The sequence below is a fragment of the Shimia biformata genome (genome assembly GCF_016888515.1).
In the GTDB taxonomy this organism is placed as follows: Bacteria; Pseudomonadota; Alphaproteobacteria; order Rhodobacterales; family Rhodobacteraceae; genus Shimia_A; species Shimia_A biformata.
Window position 1 is genome coordinate 2700743 of sequence record NZ_JAFEJK010000001.1, and the last position, 21272, is coordinate 2722014.

26 protein-coding genes and 1 tRNA gene are annotated in these 21272 nt (G+C 62.9%); 14 read left to right on the forward strand and 13 right to left on the reverse strand.

The genetic code is table 11. The features are described 5' to 3' along the window. The first annotated feature begins 24 nt into the window (after positions 1 to 24). A complete protein-coding gene (locus JQ863_RS13205; RefSeq protein WP_204114622.1) occupies positions 25 to 939 on the forward strand; it encodes an MBL fold metallo-hydrolase in 915 nt (304 codons plus the stop codon). Positions 940 to 1019: 80 nt separating this feature from the next. Further along, a tRNA-Asn gene (locus tag JQ863_RS13210) sits at positions 1020 to 1094 on the forward strand. Positions 1095 to 1243: 149 nt separating this feature from the next. On the opposite strand, the gene JQ863_RS13215 is transcribed toward JQ863_RS13210, so the two are convergent. Continuing rightward, complete coding sequence (locus JQ863_RS13215) at positions 1244 to 1756, reverse strand: hypothetical protein (protein WP_204114623.1); 513 nt, start codon at positions 1754 to 1756, stop codon at positions 1244 to 1246. A 40-nt stretch (positions 1757 to 1796) separates the two neighbouring features. After that, on the reverse strand, positions 1797 to 1925 hold the full coding sequence (locus tag JQ863_RS19550) for a hypothetical protein (protein WP_275411536.1): 129 nt from the start codon (positions 1923 to 1925) through the stop codon (positions 1797 to 1799). Positions 1926 to 2178: 253 nt separating this feature from the next. Between JQ863_RS19550 and JQ863_RS13220 the strand changes: the two genes are divergently transcribed. Then, positions 2179 to 2511 (forward strand): TfoX/Sxy family protein, encoded by a 333-nt coding sequence (locus tag JQ863_RS13220; RefSeq protein ID WP_204114624.1) that lies wholly within the window; start codon positions 2179 to 2181, stop codon positions 2509 to 2511. 88 nt (positions 2512 to 2599) lie between these two features. Here the strand turns inward: JQ863_RS13220 and ndk are convergent, their stop codons facing one another. After that, positions 2600 to 3022, reverse strand: coding sequence for a nucleoside-diphosphate kinase (ndk, locus tag JQ863_RS13225; protein ID WP_204114625.1), 423 nt, complete (start codon positions 3020 to 3022; stop codon positions 2600 to 2602). A 160-nt stretch (positions 3023 to 3182) separates the two neighbouring features. On the opposite strand from ndk, the gene JQ863_RS13230 reads away from it, so the two are divergent. The 10 genes from JQ863_RS13230 to JQ863_RS13275 all read left to right on the forward strand — a co-directional run bounded on the left by JQ863_RS13230 (position 3183) and on the right by JQ863_RS13275 (position 12045). After that, a complete protein-coding gene (locus tag JQ863_RS13230) occupies positions 3183 to 5024 on the forward strand; it encodes an ABC-F family ATP-binding cassette domain-containing protein (RefSeq protein WP_204114626.1) in 1842 nt (613 codons plus the stop codon). A gap of 70 nt (positions 5025 to 5094) precedes the next feature. Further along, the gene (locus JQ863_RS13235) at positions 5095 to 5613 is read left to right on the forward strand and encodes a hypothetical protein (protein WP_204114627.1); all 519 of its coding nucleotides are present in this window, start codon (positions 5095 to 5097) and stop codon (positions 5611 to 5613) included. Between the two features lie 73 nt (positions 5614 to 5686). Next, positions 5687 to 6304 (forward strand): MarC family protein, encoded by a 618-nt coding sequence (locus tag JQ863_RS13240; protein ID WP_204114628.1) that lies wholly within the window; start codon positions 5687 to 5689, stop codon positions 6302 to 6304. 31 nt (positions 6305 to 6335) lie between these two features. Next, positions 6336 to 6917 carry a retropepsin-like aspartic protease family protein gene (locus JQ863_RS13245; RefSeq protein WP_204114629.1) on the forward strand — a complete coding sequence of 194 codons (582 nt, stop codon included), beginning with the start codon at positions 6336 to 6338 and terminating at the stop codon, positions 6915 to 6917. A 141-nt stretch (positions 6918 to 7058) separates the two neighbouring features. Then, a complete protein-coding gene (locus JQ863_RS13250) occupies positions 7059 to 7361 on the forward strand; it encodes an FtsB family cell division protein (RefSeq protein WP_204114630.1) in 303 nt (100 codons plus the stop codon). Positions 7362 to 7476: 115 nt separating this feature from the next. Then, positions 7477 to 8493, forward strand: coding sequence for a pyruvate dehydrogenase (acetyl-transferring) E1 component subunit alpha (gene pdhA, locus JQ863_RS13255; protein WP_204114631.1), 1017 nt, complete (start codon positions 7477 to 7479; stop codon positions 8491 to 8493). A 1-nt stretch (position 8494) separates the two neighbouring features. Further along, entirely contained in the window at positions 8495 to 9862 is a 1368-nt protein-coding gene (locus JQ863_RS13260) for a pyruvate dehydrogenase complex E1 component subunit beta (protein ID WP_204114632.1), read from the forward strand. A 13-nt stretch (positions 9863 to 9875) separates the two neighbouring features. Further along, entirely contained in the window at positions 9876 to 10130 is a 255-nt protein-coding gene (locus tag JQ863_RS13265) for a hypothetical protein (RefSeq protein ID WP_204114633.1), read from the forward strand. Beyond that, positions 10130 to 11434, forward strand: a complete 1305-nt coding sequence (locus JQ863_RS13270; protein ID WP_204114634.1) for a pyruvate dehydrogenase complex dihydrolipoamide acetyltransferase — start codon at positions 10130 to 10132, stop codon at positions 11432 to 11434. The genes JQ863_RS13265 and JQ863_RS13270 overlap by 1 nt, the downstream gene beginning before the upstream one ends. 11 nt (positions 11435 to 11445) lie before the next feature. After that, positions 11446 to 12045, forward strand: coding sequence for a potassium channel family protein (locus JQ863_RS13275; RefSeq protein ID WP_204114635.1), 600 nt, complete (start codon positions 11446 to 11448; stop codon positions 12043 to 12045). Positions 12046 to 12270: 225 nt separating this feature from the next. Here the strand turns inward: JQ863_RS13275 and cysE are convergent, their stop codons facing one another. Beyond that, positions 12271 to 13074 carry a serine O-acetyltransferase gene (gene cysE / locus JQ863_RS13280; RefSeq protein ID WP_204114636.1) on the reverse strand — a complete coding sequence of 268 codons (804 nt, stop codon included), beginning with the start codon at positions 13072 to 13074 and terminating at the stop codon, positions 12271 to 12273. A gap of 115 nt (positions 13075 to 13189) precedes the next feature. On the opposite strand from cysE, the gene JQ863_RS13285 reads away from it, so the two are divergent. Beyond that, positions 13190 to 13495 (forward strand): TraR/DksA family transcriptional regulator, encoded by a 306-nt coding sequence (locus JQ863_RS13285; RefSeq protein ID WP_338055522.1) that lies wholly within the window; start codon positions 13190 to 13192, stop codon positions 13493 to 13495. Here the strand turns inward: JQ863_RS13285 and JQ863_RS13290 are convergent. From JQ863_RS13290 to JQ863_RS13330, 9 genes are read right to left on the reverse strand one after another with little or no spacing between them, the layout of a single operon-like run. Then, complete coding sequence (locus JQ863_RS13290; protein WP_204114638.1) at positions 13464 to 13793, reverse strand: DUF7742 family protein; 330 nt, start codon at positions 13791 to 13793, stop codon at positions 13464 to 13466. The two genes, JQ863_RS13285 and JQ863_RS13290, sit on opposite strands and share 32 nt — an antisense overlap. Beyond that, entirely contained in the window at positions 13790 to 17710 is a 3921-nt protein-coding gene (locus JQ863_RS13295; protein WP_204114639.1) for a baseplate multidomain protein megatron, read from the reverse strand. Before JQ863_RS13295 ends, JQ863_RS13290 begins: the two co-directional genes overlap by 4 nt. Before the next feature lie 3 nt (positions 17711 to 17713). Continuing rightward, complete coding sequence (locus tag JQ863_RS13300; RefSeq protein ID WP_204114640.1) at positions 17714 to 18157, reverse strand: NlpC/P60 family protein; 444 nt, start codon at positions 18155 to 18157, stop codon at positions 17714 to 17716. Then, positions 18154 to 19038, reverse strand: coding sequence for a DUF2163 domain-containing protein (locus JQ863_RS13305; protein ID WP_204114641.1), 885 nt, complete (start codon positions 19036 to 19038; stop codon positions 18154 to 18156). Before JQ863_RS13305 ends, JQ863_RS13300 begins: the two co-directional genes overlap by 4 nt. Continuing rightward, a complete protein-coding gene (locus JQ863_RS13310) occupies positions 19038 to 19670 on the reverse strand; it encodes a DUF2460 domain-containing protein (RefSeq protein ID WP_204114642.1) in 633 nt (210 codons plus the stop codon). Before JQ863_RS13310 ends, JQ863_RS13305 begins: the two co-directional genes overlap by 1 nt. Positions 19671 to 19683: 13 nt before the next feature. Next, a complete protein-coding gene (locus tag JQ863_RS13315; protein ID WP_204114643.1) occupies positions 19684 to 20343 on the reverse strand; it encodes a phage tail tape measure protein in 660 nt (219 codons plus the stop codon). Then, the gene (locus tag JQ863_RS13320; RefSeq protein WP_204114644.1) at positions 20336 to 20542 is read right to left on the reverse strand and encodes a rcc01693 family protein; all 207 of its coding nucleotides are present in this window, start codon (positions 20540 to 20542) and stop codon (positions 20336 to 20338) included. Before JQ863_RS13320 ends, JQ863_RS13315 begins: the two co-directional genes overlap by 8 nt. Next, complete coding sequence (locus JQ863_RS13325) at positions 20542 to 20856, reverse strand: gene transfer agent family protein (protein WP_204114645.1); 315 nt, start codon at positions 20854 to 20856, stop codon at positions 20542 to 20544. The genes JQ863_RS13320 and JQ863_RS13325 overlap by 1 nt, the downstream gene beginning before the upstream one ends. Before the next feature lie 2 nt (positions 20857 to 20858). After that, positions 20859 to 21272 carry a phage major tail protein, TP901-1 family gene (locus JQ863_RS13330; RefSeq protein ID WP_204114646.1) on the reverse strand — a complete coding sequence of 138 codons (414 nt, stop codon included), beginning with the start codon at positions 21270 to 21272 and terminating at the stop codon, positions 20859 to 20861.

Consider the following 21272-nt stretch of genomic DNA (forward strand, 5'->3'; position numbering starts at 1 on the left):
CGAAGAAAAGCCCAAGGACGCCCTATGGACGCAGAGATCCTGAAATTCGACCCCACTCCGGGATTGCCCGAAGACCTGGGACATGGCGTGCGCCGTGTTCTGGCGCCGAACCCGTCCCCCATGACCTTTCGCGGCACCAACACCTATCTGGTGGGACAGGGCGACATCGCCGTCATCGACCCCGGCCCAGACGACCCTGCCCATCTTCAGGCGATTCTCGCGGTGCTGCGTCCGGGTGAATGGATCAGCCATATCCTTGTCACTCATGCGCATCTGGACCACTCGCCGCTGGCCCGCCCGCTGGCCGATCACACCGGCGCGCCGATTCTGGCCTTTGGCGACGCGTTCTCAGGTCGCAGCGCGGTGATGCAGGACCTGGCCGAGCGCGGTCTTGCCGGCGGTGGCGAGGGGGTGGACGCCGGGTTCACCCCCGACCAGAGGCTGGCGCATGGTGATCGGGTGCAGGTCGGGGACGTCACTCTGACCGCCCTGCACACACCGGGGCATTTCGGCAACCACCTGGCCTTTGCCATGGGAGATATCTGTTTTACCGGGGACTTGGTCATGGGCTGGGCCAGTTCGCTGGTCTCGCCCCCCGATGGCGACCTGACCGATTTCATGGCGTCCTGCCGGATGTTGCGCGATGGCGACTGGACGGTGTTTCATGCCGGCCATGGCGCACCGATCGAGACCCCGCTGGACCGGCTGGACTGGCTGATCGCCCACCGGGAAACGCGCGAGGCGGAAATCCTTGCCGCACTTGCCGACGGCCCGGCCCGCGCCTTTGATCTGGCGACGCGGATCTACACCGAAACACCCCCTGCCCTGATCGGCGCCGCCACGCGCAATGTCTTTGCCCATCTTGTTGATTTGACAGGAAGAAAACTGACCGCCCCCGAGCAAACCCTTGAATCCGATGCGGTTTTCCGCCGCCTTTGAAAAGGTCACACAAAAACTTCAAAAAAGTGTCGAAACCCTCTGGACCTCTCAAAAATCTGGGGCTATATCAGCGCCCGTGTTCCGGCGTAGCTCAGCGGTAGAGCAGTTGACTGTTAATCAATTGGTCGTAGGTTCGATCCCTACCGCCGGAGCCATAAAAACCCCTTTAAGGTCAAATCCTTAGAGGGGTTTTTTGATCTCTAGCACCATGCTTGCTTTGGGTATAAATAGGCAAATGGTAGGCAAATCACTGCGTGAATTTGGGCAAATCAAACTGAACTTGCCTACTGATTGTTGGGATTGCTTACAGGCCAAGACTGACAACAGCATCCACAACCCCGTTAATACCTAGGAAAAATGAGGTCAGCGTCATCACAGCCAAGGCAATTGCGAGTAGATGAAGAACAACCCTAATCCTAATCAACCAAGCCTGCTTTGGCTGCTCAACAACATAGGGGTGATCCCAAGTGTAATCGCGTGACTGCAAAATGTCGGTATCCAGCATGTTGACGAGATAAGCTAGTCCAGCCGACACAGCCGCCAAACCCACGCCGTATGCGAACCACCGCAATGCCGAAACGAATTGCTTTACGTCTACGGCTTCATGGTTGCCGCTTTCGAGCGTACCAATGAATGCAAGCAAGGCAACGACCGCACCACCATTGATCAACAACATCGCTCGAATGGCAACATTGGCCGCCTCAATGGCAAATTTTCGGCTGTCCGCCATCATCGCGTCATTGCGTTCATGCGTCCGCAACGCCTGTTCAAGATTGAGCCGTTTTTGTTCCACTGTCCATTTTGATTTGTCGGTCATCACTGCGCCTCTTGTTGTCCGCTGCATTATGTCGGCTTGTTCAACGTGGTACCAGCTTGTCCGCAAAGCGACGTAAGCTGGCCAGATCGTCGGGCGTGATCTTGTTCGTGACCGAATGTGCCAGCCGCCGCAGTTCGAACAGATCGGGGTCGATAAATCCTTGCAGCATCAATGCTGGTGACCTGCCCCCATGACCACAGCGCCCCGCCCGGCGCGTCCGGGCAGGCCCTGTAGACCGATGAACAGGAGCAGGAAAGATGCCCGACACAGGCAAAACACCCCCACCGCCGCGGCCTTCAAAGCCGCAACAGCCGTCGGAAAAGCGCGTGCACCCGCGCCCCGAGCCGAAGAAACCGCTTTTTGACGACTGGGCGATGATCTGAGCGGATGACGCCCGGATCGACGCGGGATATGCTGGCGCCATGACCACCCCTGTTTCCTCGATCCGCAACCTTGGTCCCGCCTACGAGGCCGCCTGCGCCCGAGCGGGCATCACCTCGGCTGAAATGCTGCGCGATCTGGGCGCGGACGCGGCCTATGCCCGGCTTCTGGAAACCGGAACCAGGCCGCATTTCATCGGCTATTATGTGCTTGTGATGGGGCTGCAGGGCCGGCCCTGGAACGATTGCAAGGGTCGCGAAAAGGCAGAGCTGCGCAAGCGGTTCGACGCCATCAAGGCGCGGTCACATGACAAGGGCCGCTCCGAATTCGAAGCGGCCCTCGACAGGATCGGGGTCATCGAAAAACGCCCCTGAATTCCTCTTGCCCGAAATACCTCGGGGGTGTGGGGGCTGGCCCCCACGTGATCAGGCGGTGTGGAGGCTGGCCCCCACTTCCAACTCGTTAACCGACCAGTTCGAGGCCCGAGAAGAAATAGGCGATCTCGACTGCGGCGGTTTCCGGCGCGTCCGAGCCGTGGACCGAGTTTTCGCCAACCGATTCAGCGAATTCGGCGCGGATGGTGCCCGGTGCGGCGTCGGCGGGGTTGGTGGCGCCCATGACTTCGCGGTTCTTGGCAATTGCGCCTTCGCCTTCCAGCACCTGCACGACAACCGGCTCGGAGGCCATGAATTCGCACAGTTCGTCATAGAAGGGACGCTCGGCATGGACGGCATAGAACACGCCGGCCTGTGCCTTGGTCAGGTGGATGCGCTTTTGTGCGATGATGCGCAGGCCGGCATCTTCGAACTTGGCGTTGATCTTGCCGGTCAGGTTGCGGCGGGTGGCGTCGGGTTTGATGATCGACAGGGTGCGTTCAGTTGCCATTTTGGGCCTCATTTCTTGAAGAAAACAATCTGGCGCTGCCCTTAGCATGGCGCCTTGGGGGGATAAAGAGAGTTTTGGCGACATTTGCCAGGCGCAACATCCCCCGCCGGGCTGCGCTTTCCTGTTGACAAGACCGGGGCGGTCCGTCAGCCCGTCGCCCATGCTCAGGATCGACGATATCACCTATGCCGTGGCCGGACGCCCCCTGTTTCAGGGCGCGTCGGCGACCATTCCCGAAGGCCACAAGGTCGGCCTGGTCGGGCGCAATGGCACCGGCAAGACCACGCTGTTCCGGCTGATCCGGGGCGAACTGGCGCTGGAATCGGGCGCGATCTCGCTGCCGTCCCGCGCCCGGATCGGCGGGGTGGCGCAAGAGGTGCCGTCATCGGAAACCTCGCTGCTGGATACGGTGCTGGCCGCCGATACCGAGCGCGCGGCACTTCTGGCCGAAGCGCAGACCGCGACCGACCCGACCCGTATCGCCGAGGTGCAGACGCGGCTGGCCGATATCGACGCGTGGTCCGCCGAGGGCCGCGCCAGCGCGATCCTGAAGGGGCTGGGATTCGACTTTGCCGACCAGTCGCGCCCTTGTTCGGATTTCTCGGGCGGCTGGCGGATGCGGGTGGCGCTGGCCGCTGTCCTGTTTTCACAGCCCGACCTTCTGCTGTTGGACGAGCCGACCAACTACCTTGATCTTGAGGGCGCGCTGTGGCTGGAAAGCTATCTGGCGAAATACCCCCATACGGTCATCATCATCAGCCACGACCGGGGTCTACTGAACCGGGCGGTCGGTGCGATCCTGCATCTTGAGGACAAGAAGCTGACCTTCTACCAGGGGCCCTATGACCAATTCGCCCGTCAACGCGCCGAGCGGCTGGCTCAGGCCGAGGCGATGGCCAAGAAACAGGAAGCCCGCCGCGCCCATCTGCAATCCTATGTCGATCGGTTCCGCTATAAGGCGGACAAGGCGAAACAGGCGCAGTCGCGGCTGAAGGCGCTGTCCAGGATGCAGCCGATCTCGTCGCCGCAAGAGGCCGCGCTGCGCGCGTTTTCCTTCCCCTCACCCACCGAGCTTTCGCCGCCGATCATTCGGATCGAGGGCGGGTCAGTGGGCTATGACGGCACCCCTGTTCTGAAGAAGCTGAATTTGCGCATCGATCAGGACGACCGGATTGCGCTTCTGGGCAAGAACGGTCAGGGCAAGTCGACGCTGGCCAAGCTGCTCAGTGACCGGCTGGCGCTGATGGATGGCCAGATGGTGCGGGCCTCGAAGCTGAAAATCGGCTATTTCGCGCAGCATCAGGTGGATGAGCTGCATGTCGATGAAACGCCGATGGATCACGTCCGGCGCGAGCGGCCAAACCTGTTGCCGGGGCAGCACCGATCGATCCTGGCTGGGTTCGGGCTGATGGCGGATCAGGCGGAAACGCTGGTCGGCGACCTTTCGGGCGGGCAGAAGGCGCGGCTGTCGCTTCTGTTGGCGACGCTGGATGCGCCGCATCTTCTGATCCTTGACGAGCCGACCAACCACCTGGATATCGAAAGCCGCGAGGCGCTGGTCGAAGCACTGACCGATTATGGCGGGGCGGTGATCCTTGTCAGCCACGACATGCACCTTCTTTCGATGACCGCCGACCGTCTGTGGCTGGTGTCAAACGGGTCGGTCGCGCCTTACGAGGGCGATCTGGAAAGCTATCGAGAGATGCTGCTGGCCGCCGACAAGCCGGTGCAGAAGGCAAAGCCGGAAAAGCCCAAACGCGCGTCGCGCGACGCGGTTCTGGCCCTGCGCGCCGAGGTCCGCAAATGCGAGGAGCGCGTCGGCAAGCTGACCGAGATGCGCGAGAAGCTGGACGCGAAGCTGGCCGATCCCGCGCTTTATGACGGCAACAAACAGGATGAGATCGCGCTTTGGCAGAAGAAACATGCCGAGGTGATCGAAGGGCTGGACCGCGCCGAAGCGCTGTGGATGGACGCGCTGGAGCGGCTTGAAGGGGCGGAATAAGGCCAGAACTGGCCTTCGCCATTTATGGGCGATAGGCTTGCCTCATCGCGCATTTGCATGAGACGTTTTGATGACCATCGACCCTGACCTTGTCGGCACCTGGAACAACGGTGGTTCCCGGCCCGTCGAAATCACCTCTGACGCGGAATTGTGGATCCTCGGCAAACCCTGGCCCTATACGATCTCGTCCGACGACAAGACGGCCACCTTTCCCGGCACCAACCCGCTTTGGGTGCTGACCCGGATCAGCGGGGCGGGCACGCTGTTTGGCCTGTGGGAGCGGTTCGAGGCCGATACCAGCGGCACCTGGCGCGAGGAATGGCTGATCCGGGCGGATGGCAGCTATACCTATCATTGGTCGCTGGACGGGCAGTTCGACAGCGAAGGCATCGGCACCTATACCGACACGGGCACCCATATGACCACGCGGGAACGGCGCAGCGCCCTCACGACCGGCGCTGGCAATACGATCACGATTGCGCAGTTCTTCGGCCCCTTGCAACAGGGCACCTATACGGTCGCGGGTGACAAGAAATCCTGGGTGCTGCATCTGCCATCGGGTGACGTGACCTTTGTAGAACACAGCTGACCGCTTTGTCCGGGGCGCGGGCAACGCCAAGAAAACGGTTGATCGGGATGCGCAATCGACTAGGGGTGGAGACATGGACATCTCCTTTCTGATCACCGCCTTTGTCACTCTCTTTGTGATCATCGACCCGATTGGGCTGATGCCGCTGTTTGTCGCGCTGACACAGGGCGCAAGCGTCGCCGAAAGGCGGTCGATTGCGCTGCGGTCCTGTGCGACGGCGCTGGCGCTGTTGACGGTATTTACCTTCTTTGGCGAAAGCGTGCTTGGCTTTGTCGGCATCTCGATGCCCGCCTTCCGCATCGCGGGTGGGGTTCTGCTGTTCCTGACCGCGCTCGACATGCTGTTTGAACGCCGCACCAAGCGCCGCGAGGATCAGGCCGAGGAAGAGGAAACCCCGGATCCGTCGATCTTTCCCCTTGCCCTGCCGCTGATTGCCGGACCGGGGTCGATTGCGACCGTGATCCTTCTGGCCGGGCAAAACCCGTCGCTGATGGGGTCGGTCATGGTGCTGGGCGTGGCGGCGGCGGTGCTTCTGGTGGTTCTGGCCTTTTTCCTGCTGGCGCCGATGCTGGAGCGGCTTCTGGGGCGCACCGGCATCAATATCGCCACCCGCCTTCTGGGTATGCTGCTGGCGGCACTTGCGGTGCAGTTCATCCTGACGGGCCTCAGGGATTTCGGTTTCGTCGCCTGATCCCCATATAGGTCCATGAGAGGAGAGCGGCATGAACGCGTATGACTACGGAAGGTTGACCTATCTGGTGCTTCTGGGCGCGGCTGTGGTGTTCTGGTTTGTCACCAACCATCGCCAAAGCCTTGGCAAGACTATGCAACAGGCGCTGGCATGGGGGCTGATCTTTCTTGGCGTGGTGGCCGCCGTTGCCATGTGGGACGACATTCGCGGCGCGGCGCGGCCCCTGAACGCGGTGGTCAGCGATCAGGGACGGATCGAAATTCCGCGTGGCATGGATGGGCATTACCACATCAACGTCGAGATCAACGGCACCCCCATCCCCTTTATCGTCGACACCGGCGCCAGCGACATCGTGCTGACCAAACGGGATGCGCGCCGCGTCGGGCTGGACCCCGACCAGCTTCCGTTTGTCGGTCGCGCCATGACCGCCAATGGCGAGGTGCGCACCGCCCCGGTAACGCTTTCCGAGGTCCAGCTTGGCGGCGTCGTGGACCGCAACATGCCTGCGCGTGTGAATGGTGGCGACATGGACACATCGCTTCTGGGCATGAGCTATTTGCAGCGGTTTTCCCAGATCACCATCGCCGGGAACCGCCTGATCCTGACGCCCTGAACGGCGCTGGAACGCGGGCGGCAAAAATCGGCAAAATTCCGCACCTTTTTGGAAGCCGTTGACTCTTAAGGGATTCACAGCGCGAATCACTTGTGTCATACTCGTGTCATCAGACCCGAAAACGGGCGATTTGAGGCAGATATGACAACCCAGAGATCCAGACCCGCCCTTGGTGCGCTCGTATTTTTCGGGACCGCCTTCGCGCTTGCGATCTATTTCATGTTTGCCGCCGTTCAGGGCGATTATGGCCTGTTCCGCCGGATCGAGATCCGCGCCGAGAAAGCCGCGTTGATGAACGAGCTGCACGAATTGCAGACCGAGGTCGCGCGGATGGAAAACCTGACCGAGCGGCTGTCGGACGAATATCTTGACCTTGATCTTCTGGACCAGCAGGCGCGTGACGTGCTGGGGCTGATCCGCTCGGACGAGATCGTCATCCGCTGATCCCCTCTCTCGCTGGCCTGCGACCGAAATAGGGGTCGCATTGCGGGTTCGGCTTGGCTATCCTGAGTCCCGACTAGTTTAACGCTAAACTATCCAAGCATCGGGAGGGCGTCGGATGGCTGCGAAAAAAACGACCCAGAAAGCTGCCGCGAAATCAAACGTTTCGGGCGAAGAGCTGACACAGTATTACCGCGACATGCTGCTGATCCGCCGGTTCGAGGAAAAGGCCGGCCAGCTTTACGGCATGGGTCTGATCGGCGGTTTCTGCCACCTTTATATCGGGCAGGAAGCGGTTGTCGTCGGGCTTGAGGCCGCCGCCGAGGAGGGCGACAAGCGTATCACGTCCTATCGCGATCACGGCCATATGCTGGCCTGCGGCATGGACCCCAACGGCGTCATGGCCGAACTGACGGGCCGCATCGGGGGCTATTCCAAGGGCAAGGGCGGCTCGATGCACATGTTCTCGAAGGAGAAGCATTTTTACGGCGGTCACGGCATTGTCGCGGCGCAGGTGCCGCTGGGCGCGGGGCTGGCGTTTGCCGACAAGTACAAGGGCAATGGCCGCGTGACATTCACCTATTTCGGGGACGGCGCGGCAAACCAGGGGCAGGTTTACGAGACCTTCAACATGGCCGCCCTGTGGAAACTGCCCGTGATCTTCGTGATCGAAAACAACCAATATGCCATGGGCACGGCGCAACAGCGCTCGACCTCGACCAAGGACATTTACCATCGCGGCGAAGCCTTTGGTATTCCCGGAGAAATCGTCGATGGCATGAATGTGCTGTCGGTCAAGGAAGCCGGCGAAAAAGCGGTCATGCACTGCCGCGCCGGCAAGGGGCCGTATATTCTGGAAGTGAAGACATACCGTTATCGCGGGCACTCGATGTCGGACCCGGCGAAATACCGCACCCGCGAGGAAGTGCAGAAGATGCGCGAGGAACGTGACCCGATCGATCAGGTCCGCGACATGCTGCTGACCGGAAAACATGCGTCCGAGGACGATCTGAAGGCCATCGACAAAGAGATCAAGGCCGTCGTCAACGCATCCGCCGATTTCGCCAAGGAAAGCCCGCTGCCGGATGTGTCCGAGCTGTGGACCGATATCTATGCAGAAGCGGAGGTGCAGTGACATGGCAACCGAAATTCTGATGCCCGCCCTGTCGCCGACGATGGAAGAAGGCACGCTGGCGAAATGGCTGGTGAAAGAGGGCGATACCGTGTCCTCGGGCGATATCATCGCCGAGATCGAGACCGACAAGGCGACGATGGAGTTCGAAGCGGTCGATGAAGGTGTGATCGGCAAAATCCTGGTCGCCGAAGGCACCGAGAACGTCAAGGTGAACACGGCGATTGCAGTTCTGGTGGAAGACGGCGAAGAGGTCGGCGATGTCGCGGCCTCGGCCCCTGCCCCTGCCCCGGACACCGCCGCGCCTGCCTCTGCGCCCGCAGAAGCCAAGTCCGCCCCACCCGACGCGCCGAAACCGGACACCAGCCCCGACTGGCCCGAGGGCACGCCGATGAAGCAGCAGACCGTGCGCGAGGCGTTGCGCGACGCCATGGCCGAGGAAATGCGCCGCGACGAAGACGTTTTCCTGATGGGCGAAGAGGTCGCTGAATACCAGGGCGCCTATAAGATCAGCCAGGGATTGCTGGATGAGTTCGGCTCGAAACGGGTGATCGACACGCCGATCACGGAACATGGGTTCGCCGGGATTGGTGTTGGCGCGGCCTTTGGCGGGCTGAAGCCGATTGTCGAGTTCATGACTTTCAACTTCGCGATGCAGGCGATTGACCAGATCATCAACTCTGCTGCCAAGACGCTTTATATGTCGGGCGGTCAGATGGGGGCGCCGATGGTGTTCCGAGGACCAAACGGCGCGGCGGCGCGGGTTGGCGCGCAGCACTCACAGGACTATGCCGCGTGGTATGCCCAGATACCGGGGCTGAAGGTGGCGATGCCCTATTCGGCTTCGGACGCCAAGGGGCTGCTGAAATCCGCGATCCGCGACCCGAACCCGGTGATCTTCCTTGAGAACGAAATCCTTTATGGCCGGTCGTTCGACGTGCCCGATATCGCCGATTACACGGTGCCGTTTGGCAAGGCGCGGATCTGGCGTGAGGGGTCGGACGTGACCATCATTTCCTTCGGGATCGGCATGAGCTATGCGCTGGAAGCCGCTGAAAAGCTTGCAGAAGACGGGATCAACGCCGAGGTGATCGACCTACGCACGCTCAGGCCCATCGACTATGACACGGTGCTGGCTTCGGTGATGAAAACCAACCGATGTGTGACCGTGGAAGAGGGTTTCCCGGTCGGATCGATCGGCAACCACCTGTCGGCGGTCATCATGGAGCGCGCGTTTGATTACCTTGACGCGCCGGTCATCAACTGCACCGGCAAGGATGTTCCGATGCCCTACGCCGCCAACCTTGAGAAACTGGCGCTGACCACCACGGATGAGGTGATCGCGGCGGTGAAACAAGTCACCTATCGCTGAGGGAGGCTAGGAAATGAAGAAACCAGAGTTTCAGAGCCATGGCGGCAAAGGACTAAAGTTCCCAATCGTAGGAGATGGCGAAAAGGACTGGGTTTTGATTTCGAAAGAGTTGTTGGACGATGAAGTGGGAGACAACTCCTCGGACGAAGAGCGCCAAGCCTGGGTTGAGGCAAACATTGACCAGATTTTGCAAGCTTACAAATCCAAACTTGCAGGTGGGGTCCTTAGAAAACCGTTTGATCGAATTAATGTGAGGAGGGACTCCTGATGCCCACAGAAATCCTCATGCCCGCCCTGTCGCCCACGATGGAGGAAGGCACGCTGGCGAAATGGCTGGTGAAGGAAGGTGACGAGGTCGCGTCAGGCGACATCATCGCCGAAATCGAGACCGACAAGGCCACGATGGAGTTCGAGGCCGTCGATGAAGGGATCGTCGGCAAGATCCTGGTTGCCGAGGGCAGCGAAGGCGTCAAGGTGAACACGCCCATTGCGGTTCTGCTGGAAGATGGCGAAAGCGCCGACGACATTGGCGCGACGGTGGCCCCTGCCCCTGCGGACGCCGGGACAACCGCCCCCGCAGCCGCACCCGCGCCTGCCCCTGCCGCGCCTGCTGCGGCCCCCGCTGCACCAAAAGCGGCCAGCGGCGACCGGGTCTTTGCCTCGCCTCTCGCGCGGCGGATCGCGGCGGAGAAGGGCATCGACCTAGCCGCGCTGGAAGGGTCCGGCCCGCGTGGGCGGATCATCAAGGCCGATGTCGAAGCGGCGCAGCCCGGTCAGGCGAAACCCGCCGCGGCAGCCGAGGCGCCGAAAGCGGGCGCTTCCCCTGCCCCGACACCGCAGACCGTCGATGCGGGCGCGGTGGCCAAGATCTATGCCGACCGCGACTTCCAAGAGGTCAAGCTGGACGGCATGCGCAAGACCATCGCGGCCCGGCTGACCGAGGCCAAGCAGCAGATCCCGCATTTCTATCTGCGCCGCGATATCCGTCTGGACGCGCTGATGGCCTTCCGCGCCGATCTGAACGCGCAACTGGAAAAGCGCGGGGTGAAGCTGTCGGTCAACGACTTCATCATCAAGGCCTGCGCGCTGGCGCTGCAACAGGTGCCGGATGCCAATGCGGTCTGGGCCGGTGACCGTATCCTGAAGCTGAAACCATCGGATGTCGCGGTGGCCGTTGCTATCGAAGGCGGTCTTTTCACCCCGGTTCTGCGGGATTCCGACCAGAAATCCCTGTCGGCCCTCTCCGCCGAGATGAAAGACCTCGCCACCCGCGCCCGCGACCGCAAGCTGGCCCCGCATGAATACCAGGGCGGCAGCTTTGCGATCTCGAACCTTGGCATGTTCGGCATCGACAATTTCGACGCGGTCATCAACCCGCCGCACGGCGCGATCCTTGCGGTTGGCGCAGGCGTGAAGAAACCCGTGGTTGGCAAGGACGGAGAAGTCACCGTGGCCACGGTCATGTCGGTGACCCTGTCGGTTGATCACCGCGTCATCGACGGCGCGCTGGGGGCCGAACTGTTGCAGGCGATTGTCGACAACCTGGAAAACCCGATGGCGATGCTGGCATAAGGGCACACGGCATGCCCCAGCACCATATCTGGCCAACCGTTGTCAATTGCCTGGCGCCGGCATGTTTCCTGTGCCTGGCCGCGCTGTTTGCCGGGTTCGGGGCAGAAAACATCCTCTCCAACAGCATATTTGGAGTCCCATCGGTTTATCCCGGGCTCGCGCTGATCTGTGTTGCGCTGTTTTCGATCTTCCGGTCGCATTTCAACCATTCGGTCGACGACCGGCTGGTCTGGTTGGCGATTTTCGTCAGCGGCATCGCGCTGATCCTGTTCTTCGCGCTTCTCTATCGGGCCGAGGGGATTCTCTGTACCGCGCCGCTTTGCCCGGGAACCAGCGGCGTCATGCTGTCCGATCCCAGGTTTCTGACACCGATCGGGACCAGCCATGTGGCCGACTGGCTGCCGGTCACATCCGGCGCGCCGGTGGTCTCTCTGGATCAGGGGTTCGTTAGCGGTCTTTACTATTCCACCGTGACCTTCACAACTCTGGGCTATGGTGACTTCCAACCGGTCGTGCGGATGCGCACCATTGCCGGAATAGAGGCGCTGATCGGATATGGGTTTCTTGGGATGGTCGTCGGTCTGCTGATCGACCTTGGCAACAAGCGCTGATTGACCAGAATTGGGCTCAGCCCAGAATCGCGGCCTGTGCCAAAACGACAAGACCAATGAAAGAGATGCCGGTCAGCGCAGCATTCACTTTGTATTTTTGAATTGCTTGGCGCAAGCTCATGACATCCTCCTTTCTTCTGCCTCTGACATATATCGTGAAGGTAAACCTATTGCAAATAGTGCCAAGCGGTTTGGTCAGGCGGAAAATCCCCGCCTGACAGCGCTTTACCCCTTGAACCGCTGATCCATGCTGACCGAAGGCTGGTCGCAGCCCGCTTCGCCGACGATCTTTGCGGGAACACCGGCGACGGTCTTGCAGGGCGGCACTTCTTCCAGAACCACGGACCCGGCGGCGATGCGGCTGCAATGGCCGACCTTGATATTGCCAAGCACCTTGGCCCCGGCCCCGATCAGGACGCCATCGCCGATCTTGGGGTGACGGTCCTCTTCTTCCTTGCCGGTGCCGCCAAGTGTCACCGAATGCAGCATCGAGACATTGTCGCCCACCACGGCGGTTTCACCGATCACGATGGAATGGGCGTGGTCGATCATTATGCCCTTGCCGATCCGTGCAGCGGGGTGGATGTCGATGCCAAAGATTTCAGAGGTGCGCATCTGGATGAAATAAGCCAGGTCATACCGGCCTTGGGTCCACAGCCAATGACCGATGCGATACGCCTGCACCGCCTGATAGCCCTTGAAGTAAAGGATCGGCTGCGACAGACGGTGGCAGGCGGGGTCGCGCTCATAGACGGCCACCAGATCCGCGCGCGCCGCTTCGAGCAGCGACGGGTCGGCGGCATAGGCCTCATCCGCGATTTCGCGCAGGATGACCATAGACATCTCGTTCGAGTTCAGCTTGGCCGCGAACCGATAGGACAGCGCCCGTTCCATCGTCTTGTGGTGCAGGACGCAGGCATGAACCAGACCGCCCATGAGGGGTTCATCACGAACCGCTTCATGCGCCTCGGAGGTGATACGTTGCCAGACCGGATCAATTTCGGTCAGTTTCGCGCGTGTTTCGGCCATGGGTCCATCCTCTCTTGCCCTCGACCATACTACATAGTCAGATAGACGCCAATTCAAACCCTTGGCCCCGGTCATCACCAAAATGAATGCAACCGAAAAGACGCGATTCAGGGACTTGATCCGCCAAAAGTTGGCCGAAATCGACCGCGAAGACGGTCTGGGACAGGACGGACAGTCGGTGGTCACACTGGATCAGCAGGCGGTCGGGCGGCTCAGCCGGATGGACGCGTTGCAGGCACAGGCCATGGCCAAGGCCCAGCAGGTCAGGCGCGACGCCAAGCGGCTGGCGCTTCAATCGGCGCTTGAGAGGATCGGGACGGATGAGTTCGGCTGGTGCGAAGATTGCGGCGAGGAAATCGCGGTGAAACGGCTGGAATTCGACCCCTCGGTCACGCGGTGTATTGCCTGCGCGGCCGGGTGACGCGAGTATATTGACGCTCTGTGCGCCAGCGGACAATCTCGTGCAGGACCATTTCAAGGCAGGCGCAATAGTCGCTGTCGCGCAGGCTGGGCTCGGCGGCAAGGCCGTGGCGCATGGCCGCCGAAATCAGTGACCCGTCCCCCCACAAAGGATGGCAGCGCCCGGTGCGGCGGGTGAAGTGATGGGCGGCGTGGGCGTGGTCGATCAGTCTGCGGCAGGCGCTGCGGCGCACAGGGTCCGGCAGCGGCAGCAGGTATCGCGCCGCCGCCACCAGATCGCCATGCAGGACCAGCCTCATGCACCGACCCCGATCACCGCGAAAGGACCTGGACCGTAACGGGCCGATACCTGTGCGACTTCCAGGGTGAACGCGCCGCTGTCAGTGCCATCGGCCAGCCGGTCGGCAAAGGGATAGGTCCAGGTCGGGGTGGCAACGGTCGTTTCGCGCAACAGGTCGCCGTCACGCGTCACGCGGATAACATAGCTTTCGAACTCTTCGCCCAGCGGCACCTCGGACAGATCCCAGCCATCGCCGTCGATCCGGGTGCGGCGTATCCATGACAGATCGAGGTCCCCGCCTGTACCCGTGAGCCTCAGGTGACAGGGCGAAAGCGGGCGCAATCCGATGCCGTCAAACGCCTCGGTCCGATGGCGATAGGACGGATCGTCAAAGGCGCGGGCCGCGGGGCCGATGCGATAGTGGCGCGCATATCCGCGCCGGTTCGTTGCCAGCGGCAGTTGGCCGACGGCGGCGTCGATCAGGACAACACGAGATCCGGCGGGCCAGACATCGGGCATCAGCGCATCGGTCCCAAGCTGCCCACGCAGGCGCGACGACAACCACCACCGCCCCGGTCCCACCAGTTCGGCGGATTCGAACTGGAACAGCTCCCAATTGCCGGAACTGCCGTCGCCGACCGCCATCAGGTTGGCGCCGTTCAACAGTGCGGCCCGGCTGACGCTTTGCAACTCGCCGTTCGACAGATGGATTTCCAGAGGCTCGCCACGGTCGAACAGCCCCGGACGGGCGGCAAAAAGCGGGGTTGCCGTGGTGCCCACCACCGCCTGCCGCTGAACCAGCGTTTCCAGCGTGTAATCGGAATCGCTGTCCGATCCATAAACCGCCACGCTGCCCGGCCACGGGGTAGCGGCCACGGCCAAATGCGGCGCATGTGGCACCTCGTCCCCGGTCATCAGGGGCAGGTCCAGAAAGACCGGCGTCACGGGAACCGGCGGGACGAACCCGCGGAGCGCGCCCGGCACGTCCTCGTAATCGGACCCCTGATAGCTGGCGGGATCGATCCGCACCGCCTCAAGCACCTGCATCGCGCCCTGCTCGACCCGGTCGACGCGGTAAAGCGCCGCGCGCCCCTGTTCCGGCAGAGAGATCACGTCCCCCGCCCCCACCCCCAATTGCGACGGCGGCAGGCCAAGGCGCAGGCTGTCCCGCGAAAGGCGCGATTCCGCGAGCCAGCGTTCGGCCAGCTGCCGCCCCTCGGCGCGGGTCATGGCCAGCGGAAACTCGGTTCCCGTAACGGCATGGGTGGCCTCATCGGGCAGCACCGCTTCTTCGGCTCGGATTTCAAAATCCGCCTCGGCCTCGACAAATCCGACCCGCACGCGGCCGGCGGTCTCGGCCTCGGATTGGCGGGTATGTTCGGTGATGCCGTCAAGCTCCGGCACCACGGCCAGAAGGTCAGGATCAAGAACCGTGGCCGGCGTGCCGTCGCGCATGATGAATTTCAACACACCGTCCCGCTCGATCGCGTCAAAGCCATGGGCCAGCATCAGCGGCTGCAACGCGGCGCGGGCATCGGCGACCTCTGCCACGGCATAACCCCGCACCATGCCCCGCAGGTCGGTCACGTCGATCCGGGTCAACCCGGAGGCGTGACAGATTTCGGTCACCACGGACGCCAGCGACCGCGACGCGATCCGGCCATTGATCCAGTGGCCACGGGCGAAATTTGCCCCGTCGCTCCACAAGGCGCGATTGTTGGGGAAGAACGGGAACGGGCGGCTGTCCCAGGCCCAGACAAAGGCCCGCGACATGTCGACCATCGCACCGTCATATTCGGTCGAAACCGGGTTATTGGCGGCATCGCCCCAGAACTCGGCCATCGCCTTCAGATACTGGTGCTGGATGTAGTCGTCGCGCCGCGCATTCGACGCACGCGGCACGCCGTTCTCCGAGGATTTGGCATCGAGGAACCTGTTGGGCTGGTTGGTGCCCTTGTCGATGGCGGCGCAGCCGATCTCGGTGAACCAGACCGGTTTCGATTGCGGCTGCCACTCGGTCGGGGTTTCCTCGCGCACCCCGTCGATCCGGTTGTGATGGCTGTTCTGCCACCACGACCGGATGTCCTTGACCCGGTAGATCCAGGGTTCGTCATAGGCGCCATCGGTAATCGGGCTGCGGATCTGCGCCGCTTCCGCCTCGGGGGAATGGTAGTACCAGTCGAACCCCTCGCCGCCCGCGATATTGGCCTTGAGATAGTCAAGGTCATAGATCGACCCCCAGCCCGCATCGGCATGGTCCGCCCCGTCGCGCCAGTCCGACAGCGGCATGTAATTGTCGATCCCGATGAAGTCGATATTGTCGTCCGACCACAGCGGATCAAGGTGGAAGTACACGTCCCCAGACCCGTCTTGCGGGTGATAGCCGAAATATTCCGACCAGTCGGCGGCATAGCCGATCTGACAGTCAGGGCCGAGGATCTGGCGCACGTCCGCCGCCAGCTGGCGCAGCGCCGCGACCGCCGGGAAACTGCCGCCCGCGCCGCGGATTTGGGTCAGCCCGCGCATTTCGGAACCAATACAGAAGGCCGACACGCCCCCCGCCGCCGCACAGAGCGCCGCCTGATGCAGGATGAAGCGGCGATAGCGCCACTCGGCCGGGCCGGAATAGCCGACATTTCCGCCGGAGATGCTGAAATCCGACACCGTGGCGGTGCCAAAGAAATCGGCAACTTCCTGTTCGGCCGTTGCGGTGCCATCTGGCGACCCGGCCTGTCCCGGCGCGGCAGATAGGGTGATCCGTCCGCGCCACGGTAATACCGGTTGGTCCGCTGCCCCGCTCCACGGGTCCGTCAGACCGTTTCCGCCAAGCTGCTCCATCAGGATGAAGGGATAAAACATGACGTCCAGCCCTTCGTCCCGGATGTGCCGGATCGCCGCCATCACCGAGGCATCGTCGGGCGTGCCGCCATAAACCGGCGCGCCGTCCAGTTGTGCCACGGTCTGCGCGGTTTCCCGCGTCAGGCCTGCCACCTGCCAGCCCATGTCCTCGGCATCACCCGAGGCGTTTTCGACCTTGGGCGCGATGTCACAGGACCCGCAACGCAGGTCATTGCCGAACCAGCTGACCACCAGCGAGGCCGCGCCGCAATTGGGGGCCTCGCCGCGCAGGCTGTTGATCGAGGTTTCAAGATCGCTTTGCCCGGAGGGGGAGTTCACGTTGGCAACCCGCGTTCCCCCCGCCCCTGCCTGGACATAGGCCGGCGATGTGGCCAGCGCATATTCCCCTGACCCCGGAATCAGCGCCACGGCCTTGACCGCGCGGGCGGGATCGCTGTCGGCACCTTCCTGCCCGGCGGGCGCGGGGCGGATCACCTCGAAGCTGAATTGCGGGATGCGGTTGCCAAAACGGCCCAGGTCCAGCGACTCGAACACCACATAGGCGGTGCCGCGATATGCGGGTGCCATGCCAGCGCCTTCGACTGCCTCGATCTTGGGGTCGGGCAGCTGGTCGGCGGACCCGGTATAGACCCGCATGTCAAACGAGGATGGCGCGACCTCGACCCCGTCGGCCCAGATCCGTCCGACATGGGCGATCTCGCCCTCGCAGAGCGCGATGGCCAGCGATACCGAATAGCTATACGTCGTGGTCCGGGGTTGGCGCGATGCGCCCTTGCCGCCGCCACTGGTGGAGGAGGTCTCCAAAAATTGCGATGCCCAGATCACTTGACCACCCAGCCGCACCCGGCCATAGGCGCGTGCCACCGGGTTGCCCTCGGCAGCGCCGGTGATACGGAACCGATCGACTTTGCCGGTTTCCACTGCGCGACTGCCTGTGCCCATGACCGACTGGTCGATCACCCGGCCCAGCGTCGCGCCCGCAAGACGCCCGATCGCAACCGACGAGAGCCCGGCGACAGTTCCGCCGATTGAGCCGCCAATGGCCGCGCCAACTGCTGAAAGGACGATGGTTGCCATGTTTCAAACCTCTTGAGGAAAACGGAAACGCGCCACGATACGGCGGCGCCAGGGGGCGGTCAGCGCGTTTTCAGTAACCGCGTGACCGCCATAGGCATGGATGAAGGTCGGGGTGTGTCCAACCTCAGCGGCGATACCGACATGTTTCGCAACCGCGCCGCTGCGCATGCGGAACAGCAGGACATCTCCGGGCTGTTCTGTTTGCGGGTCGACCTCGGTCAGATGGCGTGCTGCCGCCCGCCACAGCCGTTCGTCGCGCTGCGGTTCCGACCAGTCGCGGCTATAGGCAGGCACGTCTTCCGGCTCTTGTCCGAAGATCGCGCGCCAGACCCCGCGCAACAGGCCCAGACAGTCGCAGCCCGCACCGCGCGTGCTGGCCTGGTGGCAATAGGGTGTGCCGATCCAGCCGCGCGCCTCGACCACCACCCTGTCGGCAATGCAGGTCATCGCAGGCTGCCCCCGGAATTCTGCCCATCCTTGCGCGGATAGCTCATCATCCAGTCCTCACCCGGGATGTCGGGAAACCCCTGATAGTTCAGATGGTTGAGGAACTTCAGACGACAGGTTTCGAACCGCTTGTCGCAGCCCGCCATCAGTTTCACCGTGTCGCCGGTTTGAATTGCGGCGCGCAGAGGGTGCCACAGGTCAACCACGCGCGCACCGTCTTCGAACCGGTCTCCCTTGATCGGGCCGGTCAACCCCTTTCCTGCGCCCGACAGCACTTCAAGACGGCCTCGCTGAAACCAGCCGGGGTCAAAGCCGGCAAGCGACGACCACCGAAATACCTGTTCATTTTCAACGTCCTCCACCTCGATGTTGAGGCAGTAGCCCGGTTGACCGACATCAACCTTGCACGTCTTGTCGCCCAGAACCGCTGTGCAGGGTTTCTGATAAATCCGCCCCATCGGACGGTTAAGCGCCTCGGACAGGCCCCGCAGCTCGGCCCGGAAGGCGCCGCCTGAACGGGTGATCTCGCCGATCGTGCCGCGAAACAGAACCATGCGCTGGTCAGGCGCGGCCCAGTTGACCAGCCAGGCCACCACTTCGGCCCCGTCATAGCGGCCGGCCTCGATATCGGCCTCGGTGACAGCGGCGTGGTTCAGGATGCCCAGTGCCTCGGTATTGTCGACCGAAAGCCCGGTCGCCTGATCCAGCGCACCGGCAGTCAGCCCGCTGTCGGCGCTGAAGGTGATCCCGTCAAAGGACAGCGCCCGGTCGTGGTCGGTAAACCCAAAGGTCACCCCGTCGCCCCGCGTCACCGCCCAGGCCCGCGCCAGCGTGGTCAGCCCGCCCTGAAGATGGGCCTGCAAGTCATCGTTGATCGCCATCAGACACGGATCTCCACAATTGGCACATTGGGCACATCGCCCGCCTTGAACGAGGCCACGCTGGTCTGGATGCGATCCGTGTCGAAACGGACCGGCACATCAAACTCGAACCCGGCGGTGATTTCCTGACCCTCGGCAGGCGGATTGGCAAAGTCGATCTGGCCGGTGACGGTGTCGACCTCGAAATGCACGCCCTCTTGCAGTTCGGCCCCTTCGACCCCGATCCGCACCGTGCCTGCGACCGGTTTCTGGACCGGGCGGGTATAGTCGAACGCACCCGAGCGATAGAGCTTGACCAGCGGATAGGCCGTCGCCACCCCATCCGCCCGCGCGATCACCTGATCGCGGAAATCCGGCTCGGCGCTGGCGCGGCTGGATTTGAAATCGGACCAGTCCTTCCAGCGGAACCCGAAAAGCTGCCCGCGCCGCGCCTCGAAAAAGGAAATCAACGTCTCGACATCGTCCAGCGACCGCATGCCCAGCCCGGCATCGAACCGGCGGCGGGAATGGGCCCAGGGCGTGTTGCGCTCTTCGAACCCGTTGGCAAGGGTGACGACATCGGTGCGCCGTTCCGGCCCGCCAATCGAACCGAAACTGAGCGATGCCGGAAATCTGACCTCGTGAAACTGCATATTCTGCCCTCCTTCAGGTGTTGCGCTGGCCACGGCTGAGAACCCGGCCCATGCGGGCGGCGATCTGGCCCTGGCTGCGGCGGAAGCTGTCGGCATCCGGCGTCTGGATATTCATCACCACGTTGACCGTGCCGCCCCCCGCGCCGCGCACCCCCAGCTTGCCATCGGCGCCACGCGCCAGAGGCATGATCGCCTCTGGTCCAGCCTCCCCCATCAGCCCGGCGCCCCCGCGCATCGGGAAGGTCACGGGGCCACTGACGATACCGCCATTGGCAAAGGGCATGACGCGGCCCTGGGAAAAACTTGCGCCATCGGCAAAGGGCAGGATGCCCCGCACCAGATCGCCCAGACCGCCCACAACCGCGCCCGAGACATGATCCGCCACCGGGTTCAGCGCGGCGCGATAGGCCGCGTCGGTCATCGAGCGCATCGCCGTCGCAAACGCTTCGGACAGTTTCATGCCGTCGAAGACCAGCCCGTCAAAGGCGCGTTTCAGGCCCCGGCTGAGCCCCTTTTCCACGGTTTGCAGATCCTGCCCCGTGGCGGCCAGCGACTCGCGCATGCGGCGCAGCTCGGCATCGAAACCGGCCATGACTCCGACGGTCTGGCCCAGGCTGACCTCAAGCGCGTCAACCTGTGTATCAAGGGCATCAAGCCCGTCGAACTCAGCCATTTTCCTTCGCTCCTCTTTCGGGGTCGGGATGTTGTTTCAAAAGATCGTCCAGCCGGTGGCGGGACATCGGGGGCGGACCAGCGGACCGGCCCAGCATCAGCCGCAATTCGGCCGGGGTCAGCGCCCAGAATTCTGCCGGGCGCAGGCCCAGCCCGCCGATCCCTGCGGCCATCAGGGCACCCCAGTCAAAGCGCGGCATCAGGCGGGTTCGCCAAAGGCGCGCGCCAGAAGCTGCGCCGCCGCCCGTGCCGCCGCCAGCGGCCCGCCCTCGATCTCGGCTGCGGTCAGATCGCCTGCAGTTCCGCGCCAGCCGCCGCCGCGCAGCCCCGCCACGATCAGCGCCAGCACGTCCCGCGACCCGATCCGCCCCTCTTCAAACCGGGTGATCAGCGCAACCAGGCTGTCACTGTCCAATCCAGCCTCAAGCTCGGCCAGCGCGCCCAGCGTCAGCTTCATCACGTGACGCTGGCCATCGATCACCAGCGCCACTTCACCTCTATGCGGGTTCGCCATGATCACAGCGCCGTGAAGGTCAGCGCCCCGGCCGAGGCCAGCGCCAGTTCATAGGTCGCCTCACCGTTGTGACTGCCGGCATATTCGATCGCGGTGACCTGGAACGGCCCTTCGACCGTGCCGAAATCGGGGATGATCACCTGGAAATCCGGGGTTTCGCCGTCAAAGAAGATCTGGCGCGCGCGTTCATCCGTATCCTCGTCCTTGAACACGCCAGAGCCCGAGATCGCCGCCGACCGCACGCCGGCGCCCGACAGCAGCTCGCGCCAACCGCCCTGGCTTTCCAGCGATGTCACATCGACGGATTCCGCGTTGAAGCTGACCCGCGTGGCACGCAGCCCCGCGATGGTCTGAAACTGGCCGTCCCCGGTCAGGTCCACCTTGATCAGTAGGTCTTTTCCGTATTGGGCACCCAT

Bases quoted from the DNA above. Each gene is read 5' to 3' on its own strand.
- JQ863_RS13205 (WP_204114622.1), top strand. From the start codon at position 25: ATGGACGCAGAGATCCTGAAATTCGACCCCACTCCGGGATTGCCCGAA.
- JQ863_RS13215 (WP_204114623.1), bottom strand. From the start codon at position 1,756: ATGACCGACAAATCAAAATGGACAGTGGAACAAAAACGGCTCAATCTT.
- JQ863_RS19550 (WP_275411536.1), bottom strand. From the start codon at position 1,925: ATGCTGCAAGGATTTATCGACCCCGATCTGTTCGAACTGCGGCGGCTG.
- JQ863_RS13220 (WP_204114624.1), top strand. From the start codon at position 2,179: ATGACCACCCCTGTTTCCTCGATCCGCAACCTTGGTCCCGCCTACGAG.
- ndk (WP_204114625.1), bottom strand. From the start codon at position 3,022: ATGGCAACTGAACGCACCCTGTCGATCATCAAACCCGACGCCACCCGC.
- JQ863_RS13230 (WP_204114626.1), top strand. From the start codon at position 3,183: ATGCTCAGGATCGACGATATCACCTATGCCGTGGCCGGACGCCCCCTG.
- JQ863_RS13235 (WP_204114627.1), top strand. From the start codon at position 5,095: ATGACCATCGACCCTGACCTTGTCGGCACCTGGAACAACGGTGGTTCC.
- JQ863_RS13240 (WP_204114628.1), top strand. From the start codon at position 5,687: ATGGACATCTCCTTTCTGATCACCGCCTTTGTCACTCTCTTTGTGATC.
- JQ863_RS13245 (WP_204114629.1), top strand. From the start codon at position 6,336: ATGAACGCGTATGACTACGGAAGGTTGACCTATCTGGTGCTTCTGGGC.
- JQ863_RS13250 (WP_204114630.1), top strand. From the start codon at position 7,059: ATGACAACCCAGAGATCCAGACCCGCCCTTGGTGCGCTCGTATTTTTC.
- pdhA (WP_204114631.1), top strand. From the start codon at position 7,477: ATGGCTGCGAAAAAAACGACCCAGAAAGCTGCCGCGAAATCAAACGTT.
- JQ863_RS13260 (WP_204114632.1), top strand. From the start codon at position 8,495: ATGGCAACCGAAATTCTGATGCCCGCCCTGTCGCCGACGATGGAAGAA.
- JQ863_RS13265 (WP_204114633.1), top strand. From the start codon at position 9,876: ATGAAGAAACCAGAGTTTCAGAGCCATGGCGGCAAAGGACTAAAGTTC.
- JQ863_RS13270 (WP_204114634.1), top strand. From the start codon at position 10,130: ATGCCCACAGAAATCCTCATGCCCGCCCTGTCGCCCACGATGGAGGAA.
- JQ863_RS13275 (WP_204114635.1), top strand. From the start codon at position 11,446: ATGCCCCAGCACCATATCTGGCCAACCGTTGTCAATTGCCTGGCGCCG.
- cysE (WP_204114636.1), bottom strand. From the start codon at position 13,074: ATGGCCGAAACACGCGCGAAACTGACCGAAATTGATCCGGTCTGGCAA.
- JQ863_RS13290 (WP_204114638.1), bottom strand. From the start codon at position 13,793: ATGAGGCTGGTCCTGCATGGCGATCTGGTGGCGGCGGCGCGATACCTG.
- JQ863_RS13295 (WP_204114639.1), bottom strand. From the start codon at position 17,710: ATGGCAACCATCGTCCTTTCAGCAGTTGGCGCGGCCATTGGCGGCTCA.
- JQ863_RS13300 (WP_204114640.1), bottom strand. From the start codon at position 18,157: ATGACCTGCATTGCCGACAGGGTGGTGGTCGAGGCGCGCGGCTGGATC.
- JQ863_RS13305 (WP_204114641.1), bottom strand. From the start codon at position 19,038: ATGGCGATCAACGATGACTTGCAGGCCCATCTTCAGGGCGGGCTGACC.
- JQ863_RS13310 (WP_204114642.1), bottom strand. From the start codon at position 19,670: ATGCAGTTTCACGAGGTCAGATTTCCGGCATCGCTCAGTTTCGGTTCG.
- JQ863_RS13315 (WP_204114643.1), bottom strand. From the start codon at position 20,343: ATGGCTGAGTTCGACGGGCTTGATGCCCTTGATACACAGGTTGACGCG.
- JQ863_RS13320 (WP_204114644.1), bottom strand. From the start codon at position 20,542: ATGCCGCGCTTTGACTGGGGTGCCCTGATGGCCGCAGGGATCGGCGGG.
- JQ863_RS13325 (WP_204114645.1), bottom strand. From the start codon at position 20,856: ATGGCGAACCCGCATAGAGGTGAAGTGGCGCTGGTGATCGATGGCCAG.
- JQ863_RS13330 (WP_204114646.1), bottom strand. From the start codon at position 21,272: ATGGGTGCCCAATACGGAAAAGACCTACTGATCAAGGTGGACCTGACC.